We start from the raw sequence: 21,981 nt of genomic DNA on the forward strand, positions 1-21,981 counted from the left end.
TTGTTCCCTCTTATTGGCAGCCGAAGTCTGCCTAGCCGATAAAATTCTCTTTCGAAAGATGGAGCTACCCAGGTTTGAGCGATCAGTCCTCAACCATCGAATGAGAAACGACCACAATGCACAGCATGCGGGAGATTTAGGCAGATTTGCGTTGAAAGCGGACGCTTGGTCAGAGCTCTGCGTGTATAATGCCCGCAACCCGAGCGGCCTGATTTGATGGTGCTTTACGATACGTCTTAAGTCCAAGAACAGAGGTCGTGTGACGCGATGTCTTGTGTAGACGTTGCTTTGCAATTCAGTGATACTATGCTGGGGAATGGGCAGCATGCGTATCAATACAATTCGGATTCAGACCTTCCGGTCGTTCGACGACCTCTCTGTGTCACTAGAGAATTTTACGTCCCTTGTCGGGCCAAACGGGGCGGGAAAATCAACGATCCTCTGCGCTCTGAATATCTTTTCGGGGAGATTGACGGAAACGCTACAAATACGATCCACAATCGCGATACCTTTCGTCCGATCGAAATCACGGTCGTATTTGATGACTTAAAACCCGAAGCGCAGAAGGAATTCGCGGAATATTACTGACAGGGTGAGCTGAAAGCCAGCTTTCCGCGCATCACCCTCATCACAACTTGTCGCCCTTGTCTTGCGGACGCCAGCGAAGCGGGTCGACAATCCAGCGGTTGATCTCGGATTCATGCCAGCCCGCGCCATTGACACTGATCTTGATCTGGGCCGGGAAGGTGCCTTCGGCGATCTTGCGAGAGAGAGTGGAGCGGGTGAGCCCGGTTCGGGATAGCACGGTCTTGAGGCGGATGATCCGATCTGTTTCGCGCATCGTCGTTCTGCGTCCTGCTGGTTGGCTCTGATCACTTTCGAGATCAGATGGAACAGGCCCAAGGCGCTCGCAAGACGCATAATCCTGCCGTCCGGCGATAGCGAAGCGCCGGCTGCAAATCGGACGATTCAGAGCCCGACGCCACGTCCCCTGCCAAGGTCAATGCCGTGGGTGAAAGCGAGTTCGGCCCCAAGACGTCGCGCCGTGTCCCTGCCGATGCCGAGCGCTTTCTTGTGATTGGCGAGGATGGATTCAAGCTGCGGATCACGTTCGAGGCTCTTGGCCATGTCGCCCATCTGTGAGCGCGTTTCCTTGTAGCCCGCCATATCGCCGGCCTGGTATTGGCGCTGGCTGGTCTGGTCGAGCTTTTGCCAGCGCTCCACGAAGCGTTCGGCTCTGCGGTTCGGATCGATGCTCGCGTCATTGCTCCGTCCGGTGCGGATTTCCGTTTCGAGTTGAAGCGCGCGGACGGCGCGATTGACCTTGCCTGCCGCCGCCTCATGGGCAAGCTCCGGATTTTTGATGTAAGCCGCCTCGACATCGCGCCAGCCATATGGCCGCACCTTCTCGAAGGCCTGGCGAGCCTTGTTCAGTTCGCGTATCCGCTCGGGACTGACCGTGCTGTCCGCTTTCGTAGCGGCCAGAATGGCATCCATGGCGTGGGCATGGCGGGTGAGGGCATCGGTGCGGGCCTTGCGCAAGATCGCTTCCGGATCTTGCGTCACTCCTGTTTCCGGCTGCGCAATGTCACGTCGGACGTCTGCGCCTACGCTCTCTCTTTCCGGTGTGCGTCCGCTGTTCTGGCTCGGATTTACGCTTTCGGGAGAACGCAATCCCTCGAGCAAGCCACCGATGCGTTCGCGCAGCCTTTCGGGCAGGATCCGTTTGACGATCTCGACGACGCGTTCCCTGAAAGTGATGCCACGCCGCTCGGCGTAGCGCTGGACCGGATCCTCTGTCTCGTAGTCCGACGCCATGTCCTTGGCACGATCGCGTGACAGCGTGCGGGAAAGCCGGTCGGGATTGGCAAAATCATCGCGGCCGTAATGCAGGTCTGCACTGTTGCGATGACGAGACAGGGCGACATAGGTGCCATGGGCATCCATGCCCGGTGTCGCAAGCACATGAGTACGATCAACCGTCATGCCTTGTGCCTTGTGGATGGTCGCCGCATAGCCATGGTCGATGCGGTCATAATCCTTGAAGTCGAATGAGACAGAACGGCCATCGTCGGTGCGCGCCGCCATGCTCCGCGCGTCGACATCTTCGATGGTGCCGAGCGTGCCGTTCTTCACGCCAAGCCCGCGCTCGTTGCGTAAAAACATGACGCGATCCCCGCTGGCGAAGTGGCGCGTGCCACGATCGACCCTGACGCGCACCTCGTCGCCAAGATCGCCGGCCTCTCGCATGCGCTCACGCGCTGCCTCGTTGAGGACGCGAACCTCCTCGTTGGTGTGCGTGAGGATGATGCGGGTTTGGCCCGGCTGCGCCTGTCGCTCGCGGTTCCAGCGCTCGATCAGGTGCTCTCGCGCATCCTGGCGGGTTGCCGCCTCGTGCACCATGCCGTGGGCACGGTAGGCTTCAAGCGCACTGCCAATCCTGGCGGTTGCCAGATCGCGCGTGGCATCACGCTGCCAGTCATCGCGCTGGCGGCGCACGTCGCCGATCTCGGCGCCGCCGTGGCGCTCGTGGATCGAACGCAAGGCAGCACCCGCCTCGATGGCCTGCAACTGTTGCGGGTCACCGACCAGGACGATCTTTGCGCCTGCCTCGGCGGCATGGGAAAGCACGCGCTCCAACTGGCGCGTGCCGACCATGCCGGCTTCATCGATGACCAGCACATCGCGAGAGGAGAGCATGTCGCGGTCATTGGCCCAGCCATGCTCCATGCTGGCGATGGTGCGCGATGCAATGCCGGATCCATTTTCGAGATTCTCAGCGGCAATGCCGGAAAGGGCAACGCCGCGAACCTGATAGCCGGCAGCTTCCCATGCCTCGCGCGCCACGCTGAGCATGGCACTCTTTCCCGTTCCGGCATGGCCGATGACGAGCGCGAGATCCTGCCCATCCGTGATATGCGTCAGCACGTCCTGTTGCTCGGCTGAAAGCACGAGGCCACGCTGTTCGGCGCGCGTAAGCGCTGCTGCTTTGTCGCTGCCATCGATCGCATGGCGTTCGCGTTCAGCCATCACTTCCGCCGCGCGGTGCAGGCACTGCTCTGTTTCGATCATCTGACGGGTGGTGAAGCGATCCCCGCCGCGAGAATCCTTGCCGAGCTCGACAAGATCGGACGCATTATGCACCGCGCCCATCACCTCATTGAACTGCTCGATGCCATCACTGTGCCGGTGTGCGAACATCGCCATGTCGCGTCGCGTGAAGGTCGATTGCTGCTGTGTGATCGCATCCAATGCGAGATTGGGATCGGCGATGATGCGCGCGCCATTGTTGCGCGCGATCTCGCGGTGCAGTTCGGCCCGATCGGCAACGTCAATGGCTTCGTCTTCGATGCGCTGTGCCGGTGCACCGATCTGGCTCTGTGGCTCCAGCGCGATCCCCTGTGCTTCAAGGCTACGGTGATCGATACGAGTGTCGACATCGAGTTCGAATAGCCGTTCGTTGACATGCGCAGCCCAGCGTTCGCGCCAACGCTCGACCATCTCAGTGCGATTCCACTCGCGCACCTTCTGCCCAAAACCGTTCTCGTCGACCGAGCGCATGGTGAGCATGACATGGGCGTGGGGCTTGGCCATTCCATCCTCGCCGATGTCCCAATGCACGTTGAGGTCGGCGATCATGCCGGAAGCGACAAATTCTGACTGCACGAAGTCTCTGGCCAGCTCGATGCCCTGGGCCTGGCTCAGCTCGCGGGGGAGGGCGAATTCCACCTCGCGGGCAAGCTGTGCGTCCTTGCGCATCTCGAAAGCTTCGACATCGTTCCAGAGCCGTTCGCGATCGCTCCAGTGTTCGAGCGCACCGTCGGGCAACAGCACCTCAGAATGCAGGACGCCGCGTTTGGCTGAGAAATCATGACTGCGCTCAATCCGCTCGTCGCGCAGCCGAGAGGCAGAGCGGTAGGCGGCGGATGCCACAGCGCTCGAGCCGGCCTTGCGGCCAATGACCTTGACGTGAAGATGATAGATCGCCATCGCGCCTTGATCATCAGCACGATCAAGCGCACGTCGGAACGACGTATAAGCGCGCCCTCGAAACGAATTTCTCGGGACTGCTCGCGTCGTTCCAGACCGTCCCGGCAGCCTTACAGCATTCCGGTAAGAGCTCAACTATCATCGCTGCATCAACTGCTGATGGAGGCGAGTATGCGAAAGCCGAGGGACTATGACAGCGAACTGAAGGTGTTGGAGGACAAGGCGAAAGAACTCAATACCCGCAAGGTACAGCAACTCGGCGAACTCGTGATCGCCACCGGCGCCGATGCGCTCAGCGCCGATGAACTGGCGGGCGCGCTGGTTGCATTGGCCGAAACCAAGGATACCGCAAAGAGAGAGGCATGGGCGAAGCGCGGCGCGGCGTTCTTTCAGGGACGGGCGCGGCGATCTGCAGCAGCGCCTGAGCGCAACAGTGGCGGCGCTCCGGCGCAACCAGGCGGCGCGCAACCGGCATCAGGCGGCGCGGGCGCAAAATGATATGCGAAGCTGGCAGGTCGAGCGGCGCAAGCGCACGCGGCATCTCATTGAACTCGGAGGCCTCGTCGTCAAGGCAGGCATTGTCGATCTAGCCAGTGACGACCGCGCCATGATCTACGGGGCGTTGCTCTGGGTGGCGGACAAGCTCAACAGCGAGCATGGCGAACGGGCGCGGGAACTGTGGACCGATAAGGGGAAGCAGGAGTTTACAGCAGAGCGCAAGGGCGCCCATGCGGGAAGCGCCCAGGATTAAGCATGAGCGATAGTGGGCGGCGCGAAGGCCCACATATCGTAGCGCTGTCCGCTATCAACGATCCCGTGATGCCCGTCTGTATAGAAATTTGCATGTGCGGCGTTCAGGGCGCTTCCTTCAAGATGGCGGAGAACAAGGGATCGAAGGCGCGGCGGATCGGATCTGCTGCGGCGCCAAGAGCCACAGCCCAGGGGTCAATCATGCCGAGCTGGACGCGCGGGATCGTGCGGTCCGGTCGCTCGGCAATCGACGGAAGCAACGGGAATATCGCCTCGAACAGCCGTTTTGCCAAAGACGGCGGCGCGCTGCCGTTCAAGATGACGGTTTGCGGATCGAAAATCGTCTCGACTATGTGAACGGCTTGCCGGAAATCAGCGGCAGCGCCTTCCAGCCACTGGCGAATGCGGGGGTCATCCGCAAGTGTCAATCGTTCGACCTCGTCATAGGCATCCATCGTCGCCGTGCCGAGACGTAGATGCTGGAGCAACGAGGCGAAGGAGGAGCGGTGTTCGAACGGCGAAACCGTCCCCCCACGGGAAAACAACACCATGCCGACCTCGCCTGCATTGCGGTTGCTGCCCGTATAGAGGTCGCCGTTGAGAATCAGCCCGGCGCCGATGCCGTAGCCGAAATAAAGGCAGACAGCGTGGTCGAGACCATCGGCCGCGCCGTTCATGCGTTCGGCAGTCGCTGCTGCGTAGGCGTCGTTTTGCAGGCTCGTTTCGAGGCTGGTGCCCACGGCAAGTGTTTCGAGCAGCGGAAAGGTCTGCCACTTGCCCATCATCCATGGGTCGTCCCCGATGGGTTTCAGCCCGAAGGGACCGGGCATGGCGACACCAAGGCCGGTCATTCGATATGCCGAAACGGGAATGCGCACGGCGAGGTCGCGACGCACCGTCTCGACAAGATGCAGCACCACCCGGCTGCCCTCGTGGGGGTCGCCTGGCGGAAGGTTTCCCATTGCGCGGGCGACCTCTTGCCCCAGAAAGTCGACGGCAACGACGCGCGCCAATTCGCGATCGATTTGCACGCCGAGGGCAAAAGCTCCCTCGGCGACGAGGCGATAAGGTGTTGAGGGCTGGCCGCGCCCGCGGCGTACCACCTCCTCGGAGGCAACGAGTCCGTCGATATCGAGGCTCTCGATGAGGTTGGACACGGTCTGCTTCGTCAGGCGCGTGGCGCGGGCGAGATCGGCCCGCGAGAGCGGTCCGTTCAGGCGGATAGCCTCGATGATGACGCGCCGGTTGTGAGCGCTGGTGCCTTCCTGGTTGGTTCCGCTCTTAGCACGGATCGTCCGCAATTCGTTCATCGGCAATTCCCTCTTGACACAGTTTCAATAGTACAGAATATTAAGTCAAGATATTGGACTTAATAAAGAGCCGAAGCGCTCCGGGGAATAAACGGGCATCCATAACGACGGCCCGGAATGACGAAGCCAAACTGGAGGACAACATGTTGAAATCGATAAAGAAGACCCTTATCGGGGCGACGCTGATCGCGGCCGTCTCCGCGCCGCATGCCTTTGCCGAAACGACGCTCAACGCGCTCTTCATGGCGCAGGCCGCCTATAGCGAGGCAGATGTGCGGGCCATGACCGACGCCTTCACCAAGGCGAACCCGGATATCAAAGTGAACCTCGAATTCGCGCCCTATGAGGGTCTGCATGACAAGACCGTGTTGGCGCAAGGCGCCGGCGGCGGCTATGACGTCGCACTTTTCGACGTGATCTGGCCTGCCGAATATGCAGCGAACAACGTCCTCGTCGATGTCTCCTCGCGCGTCACCGACGACATGAAGAAGGGCGTTCTGCCCGGCGCCTGGACGACCGTCAGCTACGATGGAAAGTCCTACGGAATGCCGTGGATCCTCGACACCAAGTACCTGTTCTACAACAAGGAAATCCTTGAGAAGGCCGGCATCAAGACGCCGCCGAAGACCTGGGCCGAACTCAACGATCAGGCCAAGATCATCAAGGATAAGGGCCTGCTCGCAACGCCCATCGCCTGGAGCTGGTCGCAGGCGGAAGCCGCGATCTGCGACTACACGACGCTGGTCAGCGCCTATGGCGGCGAATTCCTGAAGGACGGCAAACCGGCCTTCACGGAAGGCGGCGGTCTCGATGCGCTGAACTACATGGTGGACAGCTACAAGTCCGGCCTCACCAACCCGAACTCCAAGGAGTTCCTAGAAGAGGATGTGCGCAACCTCTTCCAGAACGGCGAGGCGGCCTTCGCGCTGAACTGGACCTACATGTACAACATGGCCAATGCCGGCAAGGACAGCAAGGTCGCCGGCAAGGTGGGCGTTGTGCCGGCCCCGGGCGTCGAGGGCAAGAGCGAGGTTTCGGCCGTCAACGGTTCGATGGGCCTCGGCATCACCTCTGCCAGCAAGCATCCCGACGAAGCCTGGAAATACATCGTGCACATGACCTCGCAGGAGACGCAGAACGCCTATGCGAAGCTCAGCCTGCCGATCTGGGCATCCTCCTATGAGGACCCGGCCGTCACCGCCGGCCAGGAAGAGTTGATCGCCGCTGCCAAGCTCGGTCTCGCCGCCATGTATCCGCGTCCGACGACGCCGAAGTACCAGGAGATCTCCACGGCGCTCCAGCAGGCCATCCAGGAAGCTCTGCTCGGTCAGGCCAGCCCGGAAGATGCATTGAAGTCCGCTGCGGAAAACAGCGGCCTCTGACGGAATGCCTCGCGGGCGACTTCGGTTGCCCGCACACTCCTCTCTCCGAAAACACATAAGAGGACGCTATGTCCAGCACCTGGATGACGACCCGGGCATGGCTGCTCATGCTGCCGTTGCTGGTGATTATGGTCGCCGTCATCGGTTGGCCGATGGTCGATACGGTGAGGCTCTCCTTCACCGATGCCAAGCTGGTGGGGCTCGGCGGCAGCTTCGTCGGCTTCGATAATTATGCGAAGATGCTCACGAGCAGCAATTTCCTGCGGGCGCTTTACGTCACCACTTGGTTCGCTGTCGCGTCGGTGACGGCCGAAATGGTGCTCGGTGTGCTCGCTGCCCTGCTTCTGAACCAGCAGTTCTACGGCCGCACCGTGCTGCGCGCGTTGCTCATCCTGCCATGGGCGCAGCCGACGGTGGTCAATGCGACCCTCTGGCGGCTGATCTACAATCCCGAATATGGTGCGCTGAATTCCGCGCTGACGCAGATCGGCCTGCTCGATGCCTACCGCTCCTGGCTTGGCGAGCCGGCCACCGCCATGACGGCGCTGATCGTCGCCGACTGCTGGAAGAATTTTCCGCTCGTCGCCCTCATCGCACTCGCCGCCCTTCAGGCCGTGCCACGCGACATCACCTCTGCCTCGCTGGTCGACGGCGCCGGTCCCTTCGCCCGCTTCCGTTTCGTCATCCTGCCCTATCTCGCGGGACCGCTGATGGTGGCGCTGGTGCTGCGCACCATCGAGGCCTTCAAGGTATTCGATATCATCTGGGTCATGACGCGGGGCGGACCGGCCAATTCGACGCGCACCCTCTCGATCCTCGTCTACCAGGAGGCCTTCTCCTTCCAGCGCGCCGGCTCCGGGGCCTCGCTTGCCCTCGTCGTCACGCTCATCGTCACGGTGCTGGCGATCGGCTATGGCATGCTGGTGCGCCGCGCTGCGGGGAGTGTCGTCTGATGGAACGCCGCAGCCTTCTCGCCTCGCTTCTCCTTCATGCGGCAGCACTCCTGCTGGCCGCGGTGATCCTCGCACCGATCCTCTGGCTCTTCGTGATGAGCATTTCGCCGGCTGCCGATCTCGTCGCGCGACCGCTGCGCTGGTGGCCGAGCACGGTGGATTTCTCCCGCTATGCGATGCTGCTCTCGACGATCCCCAATAGCGCCGGCGCCACCTTCGTCGCCTCTCTCGTCAACAGCATCCTGGTGGCGGGTATGGCGACGGTCGCCGCCATCGCACTCGCCATTCCCGCAGGCTGGGCCGTGTCGCGCACGCCTTCGGTCGGCTGGTCGCTGTCATTGGTCATCGCCACCTACATGCTGCCGCCGGTCGCGCTTGCGGTGCCGCTCTACATGGCGCTCGCTGCGCTCGGGCTGCTCAATTCCGTCTTCGGCCTCGCGCTCGTCTATCTCAGCATTCTCGCCCCCTTCACGACCTGGCTGATGAAGTCCGGCTTCGACGGCATTCCGCGCGAGATCGAGCAGGCGGCGATGATGGACGGGGCAAGTCTCTTTGCGACGCTGCGCATCGTCACCCTGCCGCTCGCCATGCCGATCGTCGCGACATCGGCGCTCTTCGCCTTCCTGCTCGGCTGGGATGAGTTCTTCTATGCGCTGCTCTTCACCTCTGACCAGCGTGCCCGCACGCTCACCGTCGCCATCGCCGATCTCGCGGGCGGGCGGGTTTCCGACTACGGGCTGATCGCCACGGCCGGTGTGCTTGCCGCGCTGCCACCGGTGCTCGTCGGCCTCATTATGCAACGCGCCCTGATCTCGGGCCTCACCAGCGGCGGTGTGAAAGGATAACCATCACATGACACGACCCGAAGGAGTTTTGGCAATCAACCGGGAAATGGCGCGTCAGCAGGAAGATGCACTCGCTTCCTTCCGCAGCAGGAGCGATGTGGTCTTGCAAGCCGCCGCAAGCTTGAATCGCACGAAAAAACTGTTGCTTCTCGGTATGGGCGGCTCGCACGCCCTCGGCCGTGCAGTCGAACCGCTCTATCGCCGCCTCGGTATCGACGCGATCGCTCTGCCGCTGTCCGAACAACTCGGCGCACCGCTTGCCCTAGAGGGACGCACCGTCTTCATCACCTCGCAGTCCGGCGAGAGCGCCGAGGTCTTGCGCTGGTTCGCCGAGACCGGCGGCAACGCCGAAACCTTCGGCTTTACGCTCGAAGAAAATTCCTTCCTTGCCCGTACCACACCCTGTCTTCTCGGACAGGGCGGCACGGAGCAGGCTTTTGCGGCAACACGCAGCCTGACTGTGAGCTTTGCCCTCCACCTCGCCATCTTTGCCGCCCTGGGCGAGGATGTTTCCCAAGCCCTGGACGCCCTGGAAAACCCACAGGAACCCGCCATCGACGCGGCGCTAGCCACCCTCTCGACCGTGTGCGCGGTGGTAACGTCGGGGCGGCGCATGCAGGGTCTTGCCGAGACCATCGCGCTCGGCTTTGCGGAACTCTCGCGCATTCCCTGTTTCTCGCTGGAGGGCGGGCAACTTCGCCATGGGCCGATGGAAATGCTGTCGCCGGACGTGGGTGTGGTGCTCTTCCGTAGCGACGATGCGACGACCGACCTCGTGACGGCGATGGCAGTCTCGGTGGTCGAGGCCGGCGCGAAGATCGTTGTCCTGGATGCCTCCGGCCGCCCGTCCGTGCCGGGCGCTACGACGATTGTTTTTCCACCGTTGACCGGCCTCGCCGCCGTTTTTGCCATTCTGCCGACGGCGCAGCGGCTGATGATCGCCTTTGCTGCGGCGCGGGTGAAAAATGCAGGCACGCCGGTGCGTTCGACGAAAATTACCCGGAGTGAATGAGTGAAATCGCTTGCCGTCATCGGAAACGTTAATGTCGATCTCATCATGGGGCCGGCCACGCCCTGGCCGCAGCCGGGCACGGAGATCATCGTCGACCACGATGAGTTGCGTGTCGGCGGTTCCGCCGGCAATGCGGCGCTCGCCTGGCTTGCGCTGGGTACCCCGTTTGAAATCGCCGCCAGCATCGGCAGCGACCGCTTTGGAGCCTGGCTTGCGGAGAGCTTCGGCGAGCATGCCAGAAAATGGCCGGTGCACGGCAAAAGCACGACGCTTTCGGTCGGTATCACCCATCCTGATGGCGAGCGCACCTTTTTCACCACGCGGGGGCATCTGCCGCTGTTCAGCCTGGAGGATGTTCTTGCCGTGCTCGACGGTTCGCGTCTGCGGGGCGGCATTGCGCTTCTCTGCGGTGCTTTCCTGACCGACACGCTGGCGGAGCAATACGACCGCTTCTTCGATTGGGCCGACAGCCACGGCATTGCGGTCGCACTCGATATAGGCTGGCCGCTCTTCGGCTGGACTGACGGGAACAAGACTTCGGCAAAAAGCTGGTTGTCGCGCAGCCGGATCGCGCTGCTCAACGAGGTGGAGACGACGAACCTTGCAGGGGTAAGCGATCCCGAAGAAGCGGGGCGCATCCTGCTGCAAGGCATGCCGGAGGATGCCATCGTTGTTGTGAAATGCGGGCCGAAGGGCGCAATCGCGATCGATGCCGCTGGTACACTTTTCACTGCCGATGCGCCTGCCGTGATGGTCGTCGATACGATCGGCGCCGGGGACGTTTTCAACGCTGCCTTCCTTGCGGCCTATGCGGCGGGGGAAGGGGTAGAAGCAAGCCTTGCCGCCGGTACATCGGTCGCCTCTAGCGCCATTTCCACCAATCCACGCGGCTACGCGCCGGTTCTGCAGGAAGTCCAGTCATGAGCACATTGACCATCAGCGCCATCCGCAAGAACTACGGCTCCGTCGAGACGCTGAAGGGGATTGATATCGCGCTGGAGAGCGGTGAATTCCTCGTGCTGCTCGGTGCCTCCGGCTGCGGCAAGTCCACCCTGCTCAACATCATCGCCGGCCTTGCCGAGCCGACGAGCGGCGATATCCGTATCGGTGAGCGTTCCATCGTCGGCGTGCATCCGAAGGACCGGGACATTGCGATGGTGTTCCAGTCCTACGCGCTCTATCCCAATCTCACCGTCCATCGCAACATTGGCTTTGGCCTGGAAATGCGCAAGGTCGACAAGATCGAGCGCGACCGTGCCGTGCGCGAGACGGCAAAACTGCTGCAAATCGAAAACCTCCTGGAACGCAAGCCCGGCCAGCTCTCCGGCGGGCAACGCCAGCGCGTGGCGATCGGCCGGGCGCTGGTTCGCAATCCCAAGATATTTCTGTTCGACGAGCCCCTGTCCAACCTCGATGCGAAGCTGCGCATGGAAATGCGCACCGAATTGAAGCGCTTACACCAACTGACCAAGACGACGGTGGTCTACGTTACCCACGATCAGATCGAGGCGATGACGCTGGCCACCCGCATTGCAGTCATGCGAGGCGGTCGTATCGAACAACTCGACACGCCGGAGAACATCTACAACCGACCGGCGACACTCTATGTCGCGACATTCGTCGGTGCGCCGCCCATGAACCTTCTTACGGCCACGGCCGGGCAGGGCGCTGCCACGATTGATGGTACTGATATTACGCTGCCGATAGACGGCCTGGAAATCGTTTCGCCGGGGCAGCGCCTTGTGCTCGGCATCCGCCCGGAGGCGATCGGCAGAGCGAAAGGGGATCTGTCACTGAGGGCTCGATGTGACGTCGTGGAGCTCACGGGGCCCGAGCTTATCGTCACCGCGACGGTCGGTGAACAGCGCCTTATCGCATCCCTTCCAGCAACGACGAAAATACAAGTTGGCGACGAGGTCTTGCTCCACGTCGATACCGCCGCCCTTCACATTTTCGATGCGCAACACGGGGAGCGTTTGAATTAAAGGGGCGCCTGGATAGGTGGGCCGCGTCACATTTTGATCTGATCCCCGGAAACTGGACCGTTCAGAATTGGAGTTTTCCGCTGTAATTTCCCGGTTGGGAGAGGAGTGGAAAAGCGATGAAGGCATCGAAGTTTTCGGACGCGCAAAAGGCATTCATTTTGAAGCAGGGGGCGGACGGCATTCCGGTGGCGGAGATCTGCCGCCGCGCGGGGATCAGCCAGGCGACCTACTTCAACTGGAAGAAGAAATATGACGGGCTGCTGCCGACGGAGATGAAGCGACTGAAGCAGCTTGAGGACGAGAACGGCAAGCTCAGGAAGCTGGTCGCCGACCTGTCGCTGGACAAGGAAATGCTGCAGGACGTGATCCGCCGAAAACTGTGAGGCCTGGTCGCAAACGCGAGCTGGTGGCGGATACCTGTACTGAGTGGAACGTGTCGATCCGGCGGAGCTGAAATCCCGAAACCCGATGCTTGTGCCAACTCGCGTTACAAGCGGCCCGACGTTGCTGACAGGTATTTGCTTCTGCGCAAAATGCGGTAGTGCCATGACACTGCGAACAGGCAGGGGCAGTTCAGGCAGCACATATCGCGATTACACCTGCTCGACGAAGGCGCGGCAGAGAGACCGGCTGCAAGGGTCGTACAATTCTAATGAGCAAGCTCGACGATCTGATTGTGAGCCACATGGCGGAACGCCTGCTCCAGCCAGATCGGCTAAGCCATCCTAGCCAGCCTGGTGAACCGCCGACAGGAGTGGGCCGAGCGTCGCCGTGAACATCTCGCCGAACTCAACCGGCGCATCACGGAGACCAGCCAGCGGCTCAATCGGCTTTGATGCAATCGAAACCGGAGTGGCTGACCTGAACGATACAGCGCTGAAAGAGCGTATAGCTGGCCTGAGGGCCATCCGTGATCAGGCCACGACAGACGTGGAACGCACTCAGCTGAACTTGAAGGCGCGAACAGGCAGGCGATTACGCCAGACATGCTGGAGAGCTTCACACGAGCTGCCCGTGACGCCTTACGGTTTGAAGGTGGCGAAAACATAGGCGAGATTACCTGCGCGCGCTGACGCAATGCTTCGAAGTGGCGGATACGGAAGTTCGAATCAAGGATCGAAATTTAACTTCTACGAACGCTTATCACTGCACCGAGCGAAAAATCGGCGGGGTTCGGCGTTCATAGTTCTGTACTGAAGTGGCGCGCCGCACCGGGCGAAGATGAGAACTATGTCTGCTCCACAACCCTCTAAGTTGCTTCTTTGCAGGATAGCCAAGGCGCACTGTGGGGTTAAGCAACGGCATCGCGGCGCCAAACGAAGCGTTCAATTCGTCATTGACGAAAAAGCTCCAAGCCGGCGACGAACAGAGCCGAGTGCCTTGGTATGCTGGGCGTCGCTGAGGGACGCGTCGGGGCTAACCCCGACACTCGGTGCTGGCGATTGTGAGCGTGCCGACAGCACCCTTAGTTCCTTCAGAGTTTCGGAAACAATGATGCAACATCTCGTTGGCTCTGGCCGACGGGGATGCTTCTGCGTTTGGTGCTGAGGCAACGCTAATCGTATGAAGTGTTAGGATGTGTTGGTGTTGCCAGTTCGCGACCGCCCGGACTGCTTTGATATAGCTGAAGTCGTCAATCTCACCCTTGGCGTATTCGACATAGAAGCCTTTTGTGCTTCTCCCTTCGGCGCGAACCCAATCCAGAAAATAGCTGACTGGCGCGTCCGGGCATTGGCCATTCATTCTTGCAGTTCGGTTCAAGATCTGGCAGCCCGTCCATCTGACAATCGTCGATGATCCAGCACTGAGCAGATTGTGATCCATCGCACATCAGAAGCCGCCTCCGATCAAAGCCTTTGCTTTATCAATTATACTGTCAACGCGTTTCTCGTGCTCTGTGCGGCATCTCAATGAAATCTTCTCAGAAACTCCACGAAACACGTGTTAATTACTAAGACACAGATTCTTGGTGCTTGCTTGGCACTTAGCGCCTCGGCGAATCGGTAACAGCGCTGCATGATTTACAGGCTGCTGGGGGGCAGTTTGACTGAATCTCTTTTTCGCCCAGAGGCCATTGCTGCCCAAAAAGACACTTGGTTGGGCCATACGGTTTTGCTGCGCCCACTCGGCGTCTCGATCACGGCCGCTCTGGGCGTTATCATAGTTCTGGCGATCACCGCTTATCTGATCTTTGGTGAGTACACGCGCCGAGTGCGCCTGACCGGTGTCGTCACGCCGAGTGCAGGGATCGCGCGGGTTTTCGCACCTAGTGCAGGTCGCGTGGTTTCGTTGAACATTGCCGATGGCAATGAGGTTCGCCAAGGGCAATCCCTCTATACGATCACCTCCGACAGCATGACGTCTCTGGGCGAAACACAAGCCGCCGCCGCTGCACTCCTGCGCAAACAGCGTAGCGAACTGGAAGCCGAGATCATCCGTCAGCAAAAGCTGGACGGTGTCGAGAAAGCTGGACTAACGAAGGAAGAACAGGGCCTGCTTCGCGAGATCGATCAAGTCCAGGCCCAGATCAAGGTTACCGGCGACTATGCTGCCGTGTTGAAAACGATCTCCGAAAAGTACGAGGAACTGGTTCGTCGACACGTCGTCCTGCAGCGCGAGGCGTTCGCCCGGATGGAAAGCCGGATGCAAAAGGAACAGGAGCTCGAAAATCTCCGGCGTGAAGCCATTCGCCTTGAACAACGGTTGACGGAGGTGCGCACGAAGCTGGCGGGCTTCGATGCAAAGGCGGCATCTGTCATTGGCCATCTGCGCAGACAGATCAGCGTCATCGAGCGCGACCTCGTCGAGGGTGAAGCGCGCAGGCAGATAGACGTCACCACGCCAAGAACCGGGAGTGTGACGGCCATTCTTGTCCAGTCAGGACAGTTCGTTGCCGCGGGAACACCGCTGTTGTCGATCCTGCCGAGTGAAGCCCAGCTCGAAGTCCATCTTTATGGATCAAGCAGCGTGATCGGCTTCATGCATGAAAATGCCAAGGTGATGCTGCGCTATGCGGCTTTCCCGTATCAGAAATTCGGTCTCCATCCAGGAACCGTCGCCGGATTCTCCCGTGTCAGCTTGCGCCCGAGCGACATTGATACGATTTCCCTGCCTGAAAGGGGAACTTCACCGACGAGCGACCCGTCTGCGGGTCTGTATCGGGTCGTCGTCAGGCCCGAACAAGATCATGTCATCGCTTATGGAAAAGCAGAGCCTATCCGGCCAGGCATGGCGGTTGATGCCGACGTGTTTCTTGACACCAGGCCGATCTATGAATGGTTGCTTGAACCGCTTTACAGCCTGCGTGGCACCCTCTCCAACCAGGGGGACAGGTAATGACAGTTCTGGAAAGGCTCGCTTTCGGTTTCAGGCCATGCTTGCCGGTTATCCTGCAGACAGAAGCTGCTGAATGCGGCCTCGCCAGCCTGGCAATGATTGCGTCCCATCACGGGCATCAGATCGATATCAGCAGCATGCGCCTCAGATTCAGCGCATCGTTGAAGGGCATGACGCTCCACAACATCGCTGACCTCGCCAATAAGCTGCTTCTTTCGACACGGGCCGTGCAGGTGGCGCTCGATGACCTGCGCAATTTGAAGACCCCTTGTGTCCTCCATTGGGATTTCAGCCATTTCGTTGTCCTGGATAAGGTCACCGCCAAAGGGGCCATCATCCATGATCCCGCCCGAGGCCGCCGTCATGTCTCCCGCAGGGAGCTTGATCAAAGCTTCACCGGTGTCGCCCTCGAAGTCTGGCCTGCCTCATCCTTTTCACCAAAAGTGGAACAGAACCGGTTCCAACTGATAAGCCTGTTTCGAGGTGTCGTCGGCCTCAAACGCGCACTGGCACAGATATTCCTGCTTGCCCTCTGCCTCGAGGTCTTTGCCATTCTGTCGCCGCTTGGTCTGCAATTGATCATTGACCAGGCCATCGTCGGCGCCGATTTCGATCTCGTCACGGTGGTCACGATCGGCCTTGCGCTGTTGGTCATCTTGCAGACGACTATCGGTTTTGTCCGTTCATGGGGGACAATGGTGCTGATGACCCGGCTTGCTGTCCAATGGGATATAGGCTTGTTCTCCCATCTGATGCGCTTGCCGCTGTCATGGTTCGAGAAGCGCCATGTCGGTGACATCGTATCCCGTTTCGGTTCGATCCAGACGATCCAGCATACCCTGACAACAGACCTTGTCAGCTCCATCATGGACAGCCTCATGGTTGTGGGCATGCTTGCCATGATGTTTCTCTATAGCCCGCCATTGGCTGCTATTTCGCTGATCATAACCGGTCTTTACGTGCTGGTTCGGATTTTGTTCTATCGACCTTACCGTTCAGCCACCGAAGCGGAGCTCGTGTATCATGCAAGAGAAAATACCCACTTCATGGAGTCCGTCCGAGGCGCGAGCAGTGTCAAGGCTTTAGGTCTGGAAGAGCGCCGCCAAAGCACGTGGCTCAACGCCTTGGTCGACGCCGTCAATGCCGGGCTCAAAACCAACAAGCTCGATATGGTCTTTAATGGGGTCAACGGTCTGCTGTTCGGCTTCGGGCGCGTTCTCATGCTTTGGCTGGGCAGTCGTGCGGTGATCCACGGAAACCTGACTGTTGGCATGCTCATGGCGGTCTCGTCCTATCAGGAGCAATTCACCAGTCGTGTCACCGAACTGATCAACATGATTTGCAAACTTCGAATGTTGTCTTTGCAAGGAGAACGCCTGGCCGACATCGCGCTCGCTGCACCCGAAATAAGCAAAAGCAGCGGCCGCGGCGGAAACTCAACCGGCAGCGTGGCAGGCCATCTTGAAGCGCGCGGGCTTCGTTTCCGCTACGGCGATGGCGAACCCGACGTCTTGCGCGATATCAGCCTTACCATCGAGGCCGGAGAAAGCATCGCGATCGTCGGCCCATCCGGCTGCGGAAAAAGCACCTTGCTAAAGATCCTTGCCGGTTTGATGCATCCTACAGAAGGACGCGTTTGCCTGGATGGCAGTGATATTCGCGATATGGGACATTCCAATTACCGGAAGATCACAGGCTGTGTTCTTCAAGATGACCAGCTATTTGCCGGCACACTGTCTGAAAACATATCCGCCTTTGATCCTCACGCGGACTCTGCCTGGATCGAGGAGTGCGCGCGCCTGGCCGCGATCGACGACGAAATCCGAATGATGCCCATGGGCTATGAATCTCTTGTTGGCGACATGGGCAGTGCGCTTTCCGGCGGTCAGAAACAGCGCCTGTTTCTTGCCCGTGCCCTCCAGCGAAAGCCACGAATTCTGCTCCTGGACGAAGCGACGAGCCATCTCGACGAGGACAATGAGAACCGCATCAACCGGGCACTCGCCGACCTTCGTATCACCCGCGTGATCGTGGCTCACCGCCCTTCCACCATCGCAATGGTCGATAGGGTCATCGTAATCGGCGATCGTAGAGCTTCCAATCCTTGAACCAATCGAATTCGACGCAACTTCCACATATCCTTCGCAAGTTCCCCACATTCAGATGATCGCTCTATTCCATCGCTATTAAGCGTTGGGGGCGTCATGGAGTCTCGACCGGCACCGGCTAGGTCGCGGTTGTTCGGATTCCTCTTTTCAACAGGAAGCAATCAAAGCGTGCCGAGATGTCTGGGTCGGACCGTCCCACTCGTGACGGCCGGCTAGGTCGTTTGTTGTGGGAGCGGACAATCACCGGAAAGCAAATCACCTGAACGCAATGAAGGAGAGGGGGTCTCCATGTGAAAGCATACAGGCCAGCAATCGTATTGTGACCTAATTCAACAGGAGAAATAGATCATGCGTGAATTGACACTGAATGAAATGCAGCTCGTCTCAGGCGGTCGCAAAGGGAGCGGCGGAGGCGGTAAGTCAGGGCATCGCAGCGCCTCTCGCGGATTTACAAAAGGTGGACCAAACCCAACTAATCGGACCGCCTATAATATTAGCCCGCGCGACGCCCTGGCTGGCATCAGTATAGCCGCAGGCAGCGCCGCACAAGCGATGGCAGGCTGGCCTAAAGCAGCAGCGTACGCTGTGAGTGCAGTAGCTGGGTTAGCTGCAGCCAGGCAGGGGAGGTAAAGCAGTCGATGTTAGACTGCCTCCCGCAAGAAGTAAGTCATAATTAGAGGAGAAAGCCATTGCTCTGGATTGCGGCCACCATGTACTCGACCTTCCTTTTTTTGGTGGCTGCAATTCCTTTTGGGTACATTCGCGGCAACGCTCTGGTAATATGGGGCGCGCTGCTCGCTTCTTTGGCAGCGCTTGTGATTGGATTATTGATTATCATTTTCTCCAAGTTGAATGTTAACTCGTACAGCGGTTGGTTCATCCTGGCTCTGGGCGAGGAGGCGGCACGTGGCTTACTCTTGTATCGGTTTGTCTTGCGCTACGAGAACCAGCTTGTTCAGCGCGCGCTATTCGGCGCAATTTTTGGTTGGCTTGAGCTTCTAGTGAAGCTTTATCCGAGTGTCACGGGATGCAAAGAAATAGTCACACCACTATCTTGCGTGTCTGGCGCCCCATACCTTGGAATATCATTGGCCGAGCCGATATTATTCCATATATTCATCACGGCTATTGGTTACAGAGATGCAACAAACTTCAAAAACTGGACTATAGCTCTTTTTGGTGCAGCAGTTTTTCATGCAACGATCAACGGCGCAAAAGTGATTCCGTCGTCATTCAATAGCGGTATAATGGCGGGGTTTGTTGTTTTACCGACAACCTTTATTCTACTTTATGCGATTGTATTTTATCTCGTTTATTTGCAGAATAAGGGAAACCTGACCCTCCTCAATAAATAACCGCCGATCAAGGCTCAGCTTCTCGATGCTGAGCCTTGCGCCAAGTCCAGCGATTATAGCGATATCTGACCCAACCGATCGATATCGCGCGATTGGCTCCCGCTGGGCGCGCTCGCCGTTCAGTTTTGCTTACGAAACCTTTACCCCGGATTCTGGTGTGACCCAACGCCAGATGCACCTTCACGCCGGCTGGAACGATCATCATGATGTCTTCTCCTTGCCAGCCAGATGCCGCTTGACCGCAGCCGCAGACGCGCCCGCCGGCGCAAACACGCGCCGTCCATCATCCAGTTCGAGCGCCACCATGCCGTCCGGCGGTCGCACGAGATCGCGCAAGGCGGCCAGCGTCGGCAGCTTATTGTCTGCGCCATCGGCAAACACCACCGTAGCCAGTTGCGGTGCCTTGCGGGCGGTCAGGCCGAATTCGACCCGCCAGCGGAATACCATGCTGGTGGCGACGCCATGGCGGCGGCAAACCCGCGCCACCGTGATTCCCGACTTCTCCGCCTCCTGCACGATTTCCCGCTTCTGCTCGTCGCTGAAACGGCGCCGGTTCGATCGCCCGTCCGCCGCGTCCGGTGTCAAGCGGTATTTGCGCCGTGCGCAATTAGCAGCGCTGCTTAATTGGGCTTGGGCACTCGGATGACGAACGCTTGGAGTTCATCGCCAGCGCGGAAGGCAGGCGCTTGATCAAAGGGTTGATGCAGCTTCCGCCGCGCGTACGCAATCGCGTGTCGTCCCTGATTTCTATGTTGGGGGAAGAAATCAGGGACGACACATGCCGAGGATCAGACGCAAGCTAAGAACGTGGGTGGGCTTCCTATGGCCGACAACACGGCAAAAGACGGCTGTTGGCGGCATATGCGCCCTTGGCGATTTTCGACGTGCGGCCGATCCTTGTTATATGTCCAAGCCGCGTGCCTATCGCACCCCCAATCGTCGCGAGCGGCCCGGGATCGGTGCGTTGCCCAAGGACCTCTACGCCTATGCTGAGGTCCGCTCCTTGCCGCGCATGGGACGTCCAACAAAGTTCACGCCTGAAACATGGACCGTTACCGACAATTGGCCAAATCCGCTGCTAGTCACCGAGGCCGAGATTGACCTGTTCGAGGCGTGGTTTGGCGGCCTGTTGGACGAATTCTTCGGGCCTATCCGATGAAGTCAGAAGGAGCAATACGCCGTGACCATGCCGCAGCGCGCCGCCCTCTACCTGCGCGTCTCGACGGCGCGGCAGGCAGAGCATGACGTCTCCATCCCAGACCAGCGCAAACAAGGCGAGGCTTGGTGCGAGGCGCGCGGCTACAAGCTTGTCGAAACCTATGTTGAGGCAGGTGCATCCGCAACCAATGACCGTAGGCCCGAATTCCAGCGGATGATCGAGGCCGGCACCTCCAAACCGGTGCCATTCGACACTGTCGTAGTGCATAGCTTCTCACGCTTCTTTCGCGATCATTTCGAGCTGGAGTTCTACGTCAGGAAGCTGGCGAAGAACGGCATCAAGCTCGTCTCCATCACGCAGGAGATGGGTGACGATCCCATGCACGTCATGATGCGTCAGATCATGGCTCTGTTCGATGAGTACCAGTCAAAGGAAAATGCCAAACACGTCCTGCGCGCCATGAATGAGAACGCTCGGCAGGGCTTTTGGAATGGAGCGTTGCCGCCGATCGGATATCGCATCGTCGCCGCCGAGCAGCGTGGATCCAAGACAAAGAAGAAGCTGGAGATCGATCCGTTGCACGCTGACACCGTGCGGCTGATATATCGGTTGTTCCTCAAGGGCGATGGCAAGCTCGGCCCATTGGGAGTCAAATCCATCAGCTGTTATCTCAACGAACGACACATCTTCACACGCGACGGCGGTCGATGGGGCCTCGCCCAAATCCACGCCATCCTTACCCGAACGACCTACATCGGCGAACACCGGTTCAATACGCGCTCCCATAAGGACAGGGCGAGAAAGCCTGACAGCGAAGTGGCCGTCATGGCTGTGCCGCCGCTTATCGAGCGATCGATCTTCGATGCCGTGCAGGCGAGGCTGAAGTCTCGCAATCCCAAATTTGTTCCGGCTCGCGTCACCAGCGGTCCGACACTTCTGACCGGTATTTGCTTCTGCGCAAAATGCGGAGGCGCGATGACATTGCGTACTGGTAGAGGCCGTTCCGGCGGGACATATCGCTACTACACCTGCTCGACCAGGGCGCGACAAGGTAAGACCGGCTGCGAGGGTCGTACAATCCCAATGAGCAAGCTCGACGATCTGGTCGTGAGCCATATGGAGGAACGCCTACTACAACCAGATCGCCTGAAAGCCATCCTTGCCAGCCTGCTGGATCGCCGGCAGGAGCGGACCGAGCGTCGCCGCGAGCATCTCGCCGAACTTAACCGACGCATCACGGAGACTGACCAGCGACTCAATCGCCTTTACGATGCGATTGAAACCGGCGTTGCTGACCTGAACGATGCAGCGCTGAAGGAACGCATAACTGGTCTCAAGGCGATCCGAGATCAAGCCACGGCTGACGCGGAGCGTACCCAGGCTGCACTTGAAGGCGCGAATAGGCACGCGATTACGCCGGACATGCTGGGGAGTTTCACGCGAGCCGCCCGCGATGCCTTACGGTTTGAAGGTGGCGGATATCGGCGAGACTACCTGCGCGCCTTGGCGCAATGCGTCGAAGTTGCAGATACGGAAATTCGAATCAAAGGATCGAAATCAGAACTTCTACGAACGCTTATCACTGCGCCCAACGAAAAATCGGCGGAATTCGGCGTTCATAGTTCTGTACTGAAGTGGCGAGCCGAAAGGGACTCGAACTCAGCGACTAGATGGGAGAGTCTGAGAGTCATCTGGTAAACCTCTCATCGGATCGCGGCAAATTGTGATGTATGCTGGGGTCGGGTTGCACCGACCGGGCTGATCTTGTTGTGTAGCTTGGGCAGCGCGTCAACATG

General features: G+C 59.4%; 19 protein-coding genes and 1 pseudogene. 16 read left to right on the forward strand and 4 right to left on the reverse strand.

The genetic code is table 11. From position 1 onward, the window contains the following. The first annotated feature begins 325 nt into the window (after positions 1 to 325). Positions 326 to 550, forward strand: coding sequence for an AAA family ATPase (locus tag ACFWYE_RS01940; RefSeq protein WP_379109252.1), 225 nt, complete (start codon positions 326 to 328; stop codon positions 548 to 550). A gap of 78 nt (positions 551 to 628) precedes the next feature. Here ACFWYE_RS01940 and ACFWYE_RS01945 read toward each other — a convergent pair whose 3' ends face one another. Both ACFWYE_RS01945 and traA read right to left on the reverse strand, forming a co-directional pair. Next, positions 629 to 841: a helix-turn-helix transcriptional regulator gene (locus tag ACFWYE_RS01945; RefSeq protein WP_379109254.1), complete on the reverse strand. Its 213-nt coding sequence runs from the start codon at positions 839 to 841 to the stop codon at positions 629 to 631. A gap of 128 nt (positions 842 to 969) precedes the next feature. Further along, positions 970 to 3,990 (reverse strand): Ti-type conjugative transfer relaxase TraA, encoded by a 3,021-nt coding sequence (traA, locus tag ACFWYE_RS01950; RefSeq protein WP_379109255.1) that lies wholly within the window; start codon positions 3,988 to 3,990, stop codon positions 970 to 972. A gap of 171 nt (positions 3,991 to 4,161) precedes the next feature. Between traA and ACFWYE_RS01955 the strand changes: the two genes are divergently transcribed. Beyond that, positions 4,162 to 4,488: a conjugal transfer protein TraD gene (locus ACFWYE_RS01955; protein WP_379109744.1), complete on the forward strand. Its 327-nt coding sequence runs from the start codon at positions 4,162 to 4,164 to the stop codon at positions 4,486 to 4,488. A gap of 1 nt (position 4,489) precedes the next feature. Next, positions 4,490 to 4,741, forward strand: a complete 252-nt coding sequence (locus ACFWYE_RS01960; protein ID WP_379109257.1) for a conjugal transfer protein TraD — start codon at positions 4,490 to 4,492, stop codon at positions 4,739 to 4,741. Between the two features lie 103 nt (positions 4,742 to 4,844). On the opposite strand, the gene ACFWYE_RS01965 is transcribed toward ACFWYE_RS01960, so the two are convergent. Continuing rightward, entirely contained in the window at positions 4,845 to 6,050 is a 1,206-nt protein-coding gene (locus ACFWYE_RS01965) for an ROK family protein (protein WP_379109259.1), read from the reverse strand. 143 nt (positions 6,051 to 6,193) lie between these two features. Between ACFWYE_RS01965 and ACFWYE_RS01970 the strand changes: the two genes are divergently transcribed. From ACFWYE_RS01970 to ACFWYE_RS02020, 11 genes and pseudogenes are all read left to right on the forward strand, one after another. Beyond that, a complete protein-coding gene (locus tag ACFWYE_RS01970) occupies positions 6,194 to 7,432 on the forward strand; it encodes an extracellular solute-binding protein (protein WP_379109261.1) in 1,239 nt (412 codons plus the stop codon). A gap of 68 nt (positions 7,433 to 7,500) precedes the next feature. Continuing rightward, positions 7,501 to 8,385 (forward strand): carbohydrate ABC transporter permease, encoded by an 885-nt coding sequence (locus ACFWYE_RS01975; RefSeq protein WP_379109262.1) that lies wholly within the window; start codon positions 7,501 to 7,503, stop codon positions 8,383 to 8,385. Continuing rightward, complete coding sequence (locus ACFWYE_RS01980) at positions 8,385 to 9,230, forward strand: carbohydrate ABC transporter permease (protein WP_379109264.1); 846 nt, start codon at positions 8,385 to 8,387, stop codon at positions 9,228 to 9,230. The genes ACFWYE_RS01975 and ACFWYE_RS01980 overlap by 1 nt, the downstream gene beginning before the upstream one ends. 7 nt (positions 9,231 to 9,237) lie before the next feature. Then, a complete protein-coding gene (locus ACFWYE_RS01985) occupies positions 9,238 to 10,242 on the forward strand; it encodes an SIS domain-containing protein (protein ID WP_379109266.1) in 1,005 nt (334 codons plus the stop codon). Continuing rightward, positions 10,243 to 11,166, forward strand: a complete 924-nt coding sequence (locus tag ACFWYE_RS01990) for a PfkB family carbohydrate kinase (protein WP_379109268.1) — start codon at positions 10,243 to 10,245, stop codon at positions 11,164 to 11,166. Further along, a complete protein-coding gene (locus tag ACFWYE_RS01995) occupies positions 11,163 to 12,227 on the forward strand; it encodes an ABC transporter ATP-binding protein (RefSeq protein ID WP_379109269.1) in 1,065 nt (354 codons plus the stop codon). The genes ACFWYE_RS01990 and ACFWYE_RS01995 overlap by 4 nt, the downstream gene beginning before the upstream one ends. Positions 12,228 to 12,343: 116 nt before the next feature. After that, a pseudogene (locus tag ACFWYE_RS02000) lies at positions 12,344 to 12,678 on the forward strand (transposase); the annotation flags it as partial. A 95-nt stretch (positions 12,679 to 12,773) separates the two neighbouring features. Continuing rightward, entirely contained in the window at positions 12,774 to 12,956 is a 183-nt protein-coding gene (locus ACFWYE_RS02005; RefSeq protein ID WP_379109746.1) for a hypothetical protein, read from the forward strand. A 1,314-nt stretch (positions 12,957 to 14,270) separates the two neighbouring features. Further along, entirely contained in the window at positions 14,271 to 15,563 is a 1,293-nt protein-coding gene (locus tag ACFWYE_RS02010; protein ID WP_379109271.1) for an HlyD family secretion protein, read from the forward strand. Then, positions 15,563 to 17,671, forward strand: coding sequence for a peptidase domain-containing ABC transporter (locus ACFWYE_RS02015; RefSeq protein ID WP_379109272.1), 2,109 nt, complete (start codon positions 15,563 to 15,565; stop codon positions 17,669 to 17,671). The genes ACFWYE_RS02010 and ACFWYE_RS02015 overlap by 1 nt, the downstream gene beginning before the upstream one ends. A gap of 689 nt (positions 17,672 to 18,360) precedes the next feature. Beyond that, positions 18,361 to 19,026, forward strand: a complete 666-nt coding sequence (locus ACFWYE_RS02020; protein WP_379109274.1) for a hypothetical protein — start codon at positions 18,361 to 18,363, stop codon at positions 19,024 to 19,026. A 201-nt stretch (positions 19,027 to 19,227) separates the two neighbouring features. On the opposite strand, the gene tnpA is transcribed toward ACFWYE_RS02020, so the two are convergent. Further along, on the reverse strand, positions 19,228 to 19,611 hold the full coding sequence (tnpA, locus tag ACFWYE_RS02025) for an IS66-like element accessory protein TnpA (protein WP_379109275.1): 384 nt from the start codon (positions 19,609 to 19,611) through the stop codon (positions 19,228 to 19,230). A 319-nt stretch (positions 19,612 to 19,930) separates the two neighbouring features. Between tnpA and ACFWYE_RS02030 the strand changes: the two genes are divergently transcribed. Both ACFWYE_RS02030 and ACFWYE_RS02035 read left to right on the forward strand, forming a co-directional pair. Further along, complete coding sequence (locus ACFWYE_RS02030) at positions 19,931 to 20,185, forward strand: hypothetical protein (RefSeq protein WP_379109277.1); 255 nt, start codon at positions 19,931 to 19,933, stop codon at positions 20,183 to 20,185. Positions 20,186 to 20,206: 21 nt separating this feature from the next. After that, complete coding sequence (locus ACFWYE_RS02035; RefSeq protein WP_379109279.1) at positions 20,207 to 21,883, forward strand: recombinase family protein; 1,677 nt, start codon at positions 20,207 to 20,209, stop codon at positions 21,881 to 21,883. The last annotated feature ends 98 nt before the right edge of the window (positions 21,884 to 21,981 follow it).

It is taken from the genome of Mesorhizobium sp. NPDC059025 (assembly GCF_042739655.1).
In the GTDB taxonomy this organism is placed as follows: domain Bacteria; phylum Pseudomonadota; class Alphaproteobacteria; order Rhizobiales; family Rhizobiaceae; genus Mesorhizobium.

Coding starts and splice junctions, on each gene's coding strand:
- ACFWYE_RS01940 (WP_379109252.1), top strand. CDS start 326: ATGCGTATCAATACAATTCGGATTCAGACCTTCCGGTCGTTCGACGAC.
- ACFWYE_RS01945 (WP_379109254.1), bottom strand. CDS start 841: ATGCGCGAAACAGATCGGATCATCCGCCTCAAGACCGTGCTATCCCGA.
- traA (WP_379109255.1), bottom strand. CDS start 3,990: ATGGCGATCTATCATCTTCACGTCAAGGTCATTGGCCGCAAGGCCGGC.
- ACFWYE_RS01955 (WP_379109744.1), top strand. CDS start 4,162: ATGCGAAAGCCGAGGGACTATGACAGCGAACTGAAGGTGTTGGAGGAC.
- ACFWYE_RS01960 (WP_379109257.1), top strand. CDS start 4,490: ATGCGAAGCTGGCAGGTCGAGCGGCGCAAGCGCACGCGGCATCTCATT.
- ACFWYE_RS01965 (WP_379109259.1), bottom strand. CDS start 6,050: ATGAACGAATTGCGGACGATCCGTGCTAAGAGCGGAACCAACCAGGAA.
- ACFWYE_RS01970 (WP_379109261.1), top strand. CDS start 6,194: ATGTTGAAATCGATAAAGAAGACCCTTATCGGGGCGACGCTGATCGCG.
- ACFWYE_RS01975 (WP_379109262.1), top strand. CDS start 7,501: ATGTCCAGCACCTGGATGACGACCCGGGCATGGCTGCTCATGCTGCCG.
- ACFWYE_RS01980 (WP_379109264.1), top strand. CDS start 8,385: ATGGAACGCCGCAGCCTTCTCGCCTCGCTTCTCCTTCATGCGGCAGCA.
- ACFWYE_RS01985 (WP_379109266.1), top strand. CDS start 9,238: ATGACACGACCCGAAGGAGTTTTGGCAATCAACCGGGAAATGGCGCGT.
- ACFWYE_RS01995 (WP_379109269.1), top strand. CDS start 11,163: ATGAGCACATTGACCATCAGCGCCATCCGCAAGAACTACGGCTCCGTC.
- ACFWYE_RS02005 (WP_379109746.1), top strand. CDS start 12,774: ATGACACTGCGAACAGGCAGGGGCAGTTCAGGCAGCACATATCGCGAT.
- ACFWYE_RS02015 (WP_379109272.1), top strand. CDS start 15,563: ATGACAGTTCTGGAAAGGCTCGCTTTCGGTTTCAGGCCATGCTTGCCG.
- ACFWYE_RS02030 (WP_379109277.1), top strand. CDS start 19,931: ATGTCCAAGCCGCGTGCCTATCGCACCCCCAATCGTCGCGAGCGGCCC.